Source organism: Mitsuaria sp. TWR114, assembly GCF_007997345.1.
The window spans coordinates 6886-9650 of sequence record NZ_VOSR01000404.1; the positions used below are offsets into that span (position 1 = coordinate 6886).

The 2765-nt window shown below is 73.1% G+C and carries 4 protein-coding genes; all 4 read left to right on the plus strand.

Annotated features, from left to right (window positions below; all coding sequences use genetic code 11):
* On the plus strand, positions 1-1118 hold a 1118-nt coding region (locus FUT87_RS15140; RefSeq protein ID WP_404935407.1), incomplete at its 5' end, for a sugar isomerase.
* 6 nt (positions 1119-1124) lie between these two features.
* On the plus strand, positions 1125-1919 hold the full coding sequence (locus FUT87_RS15145) for an N-acetylglucosamine kinase (RefSeq protein ID WP_255511857.1): 795 nt from the start codon (positions 1125-1127) through the stop codon (positions 1917-1919).
* Complete coding sequence (locus FUT87_RS30760) at positions 1891-2133, plus strand: hypothetical protein (protein WP_255511858.1); 243 nt, start codon at positions 1891-1893, stop codon at positions 2131-2133. Before FUT87_RS15145 ends, FUT87_RS30760 begins: the two co-directional genes overlap by 29 nt.
* 96 nt (positions 2134-2229) lie before the next feature.
* Positions 2230-2765: DeoR/GlpR family DNA-binding transcription regulator (locus FUT87_RS15150; protein ID WP_147241550.1), on the plus strand; the 536-nt coding region annotated here is incomplete at its 3' end.

The following is a 2765-nucleotide window of genomic DNA, read 5'->3' on the forward strand; positions in this document are numbered from 1 at the left end:
GCGCGGCCGGCCGCGCAGCCCTACGTGGCCAGCGGCCTGGTCGCCAAGCCGGCCTGGACGATGCCGGCGGCCGGCGCGGGCGCCTCGGCGCGGCGGGGTTCGCTGTAACCGCCACCCAGCGCGCGCATCAGGTTGATCTGCGCGTCGACGGTCAGCGCCTGCAGGTCGATGCGGCCGCGCTGCTGCAGCAGCTGGGCGCGCGGCCCGGCGTCCGCGTCGAGGCGATCGCCACCACCGACATCGTCTCGAGCCCCGCCCAATGCCTGCAGCCCGGCGTGCCGACGCTGCTGGTGTCGTTCGCACGCTCGGGCAACAGCCCCGAGAGCCTGGCCGCGGTCGACCTGGCCGATGCCACGGTCGATGAATGCCACCACCTGGTCGTCACCTGCGCGGCCGAGGGCACGCTGGCGCGGCGGCTCGGCGCGCATGCGCGCGCCCAGGTGCTGCTGCTGCCGGACGAGACCCACGACCGCGCCTTCGCGATGACGTCCAGCTTCACCGGCATGCTGCTCGCCGCCGCCTGGGCCTTCGGGTTGCCGCTGCCCACGCCACAGGCATTGGGCGACGCGGCCACGCGGCTGCTGGCCAGCGAGGCGGATCGCCTGGTGGCGCTCAGCGAGCAGCCCTTCGAGCGCGTCGTCGTGCTGGGCAGCAACGGCCTCAAGGGCCTGGCCCACGAGGCGGCGCTGAAGATCCTGGAACTGACCGACGGCCGGCTGGTGGCGCTGGCGGATTCGCCGCTGGGCTTCCGGCATGGGCCCAAGACGGTGCTGAACGAGCGCACGCTGGTGCTGATCCTGATGTCCAACGACAGCTACACCTGCCGCTACGACCAGGACCTGCTGCGCGAGCTGCGCCGCCAGGGCCGCGGCCGCGTCGTCGCGCTGAGCACCGCGGCGCTCAACGGCACCGACGCGCTGTCCGAGGACGACGTGCTGCTGGACCTGCCGGCCAACGTGCCCGACCTGGCGCTGGCGCCGGTGGCGCTGGTCTTCGGGCAGTGCCTGGCGCTGCTGGCCTCGCTCAAGCTGGGCATCACGCCGGACAATCCGAGCGCATCCGGCACCGTGACCCGCGTGGTCAGCGGCGTCACCATCCACCCGCATCCGCAGGGCTGACTCCCGATGAGCGCGATGACATCGACGATCGCCGACGACCACCCGCGCGCGGCTGACCGCGACGCGGTCTACCTCGGCATCGACGGCGGCGGCACGAAGACCAGCTTCCTGCTGCTGGCCGGCGACGGCCGCCTGCTGGCGCGGCATGTGTCGACGACCAGCTACTACCTGGAGATCGGTTTCGACGCGCTGCGCGCGCTGCTGCACGAGGGCATCGCCCAGACGCTGCGGCAGGCGGGACTGAGCCACGCATCGGTGCGCTCGGCCTTCGCCGGGCTGCCAGCGCATGGCGAGGACAGCGCGCTGCTGCCGGCCTTCGACGCGCTGCTCGCGGACCTGCCGCTCGCGCGCGTCGGCAACGACATGGTGTGCAGCTGGGCGGGCTCGCTCGGCGGGCGCGACGGCATCAGCCTGGTCGCGGGCACCGGCTCCATCGCCTATGGCGAGTGGCGGGGCCGCGGCGCGCGCAGCGGCGGCTGGGGCGAGGTCTTCGGCGACGAGGGCTCGGCCTACTGGCTGGCGCGCGAGGGCCTGGCGCTGTTCTCGCGCATGGCCGATGGGCGCGCGGCGCCGGGGCCCTTGCTCGGGCTGGTGCGACGGCATTTCGGACTGGCGCACGACCTCGATGTCTGCGCGGCGGTCAACGGCGCCGCGGCGCGCAGCCGGCTCGCACAGCTGGCGCGGCTGGTCTCGGCCGCGGCGGCCGAGGGCGATGCGCAGGCCGCGACCCTGCTCGCACGCGCGGGGGAGGAGCTGGCGCCTCGCGGCCGGCGTGGCGCGGCAGCTGGATCTCCCGGCTGAAGCAGCGGTCGAGGTGTCGTACACCGGCGGGGTCTTCGAGGCCGGCGGTGCGGTCACCGGCGCGCTGCGCGCGGCGATGGCCAAGTCGCTGCCGAATGCGGTGCTCGTGGCACCGAAGTTCGGACCGGAGCTGGGCGCGGCGATGTATGCGGCGCGGTTGGCCGGGGCACGGCTGGAGCCGGACACGCACGCCGTTGCGGCGCTGGCGCGCTGAGCGAGCGTCGGCCGGCCGCCGCTTCGGCGCCTTCTCGGTGGCTTCCGAACGCAGCGACCTCGATATCATTCGAAAGTTCACGTCTTCCGGATCCTCATGTCCACCACCCGCGCCCCGAGTCCCACGTCCGCCGACAAGCGCGACGCCTCGCTGCTGATCGACGAGCGGCGTCAGCTGATCCGCGACCAGGTGCAGGCGCAGGGGCGGGTCACGGTGGAGGAACTGGCCGAGCGTTTCGGCATCTCGGTGGTCACCATCCGCAGCGACCTCAACGCGCTTGCCGCCGGCGGCGCGCTGCTGCGGACGCACGGCGGCGCGCTGGCGCATCGCGACACCGAGGAGGTGCCGATCAGCGTCAAGCAGAAGCTGCACCACGAGCAGAAGGTGCGCATCGCCATCGAGGCGGCGAAGCTGATCCGCGACGGCGAGACGGTGATGCTGGACTCGGGCTCGACCACCGAGGAGATCGCCAAGCAGATCCGCGGCCTGCGGCTGCAGTCGCTGAACGTGATCACCAATGCGCTGAACATCGCGATGCTGCTGGCGACGGTGCCCGGCGTGAACGTGATCATGCCGGGCGGACTGCTGCGGCCGAATTCCTATTCGCTGTCGGGCCCGCAGGCGGTGACCGC

Excerpts from the sequence above, each read along its gene's own strand:
- FUT87_RS15145 (WP_255511857.1), top strand. The coding sequence starts at position 1,125 with ATGAGCGCGATGACATCGACGATCGCCGACGACCACCCGCGCGCGGCT.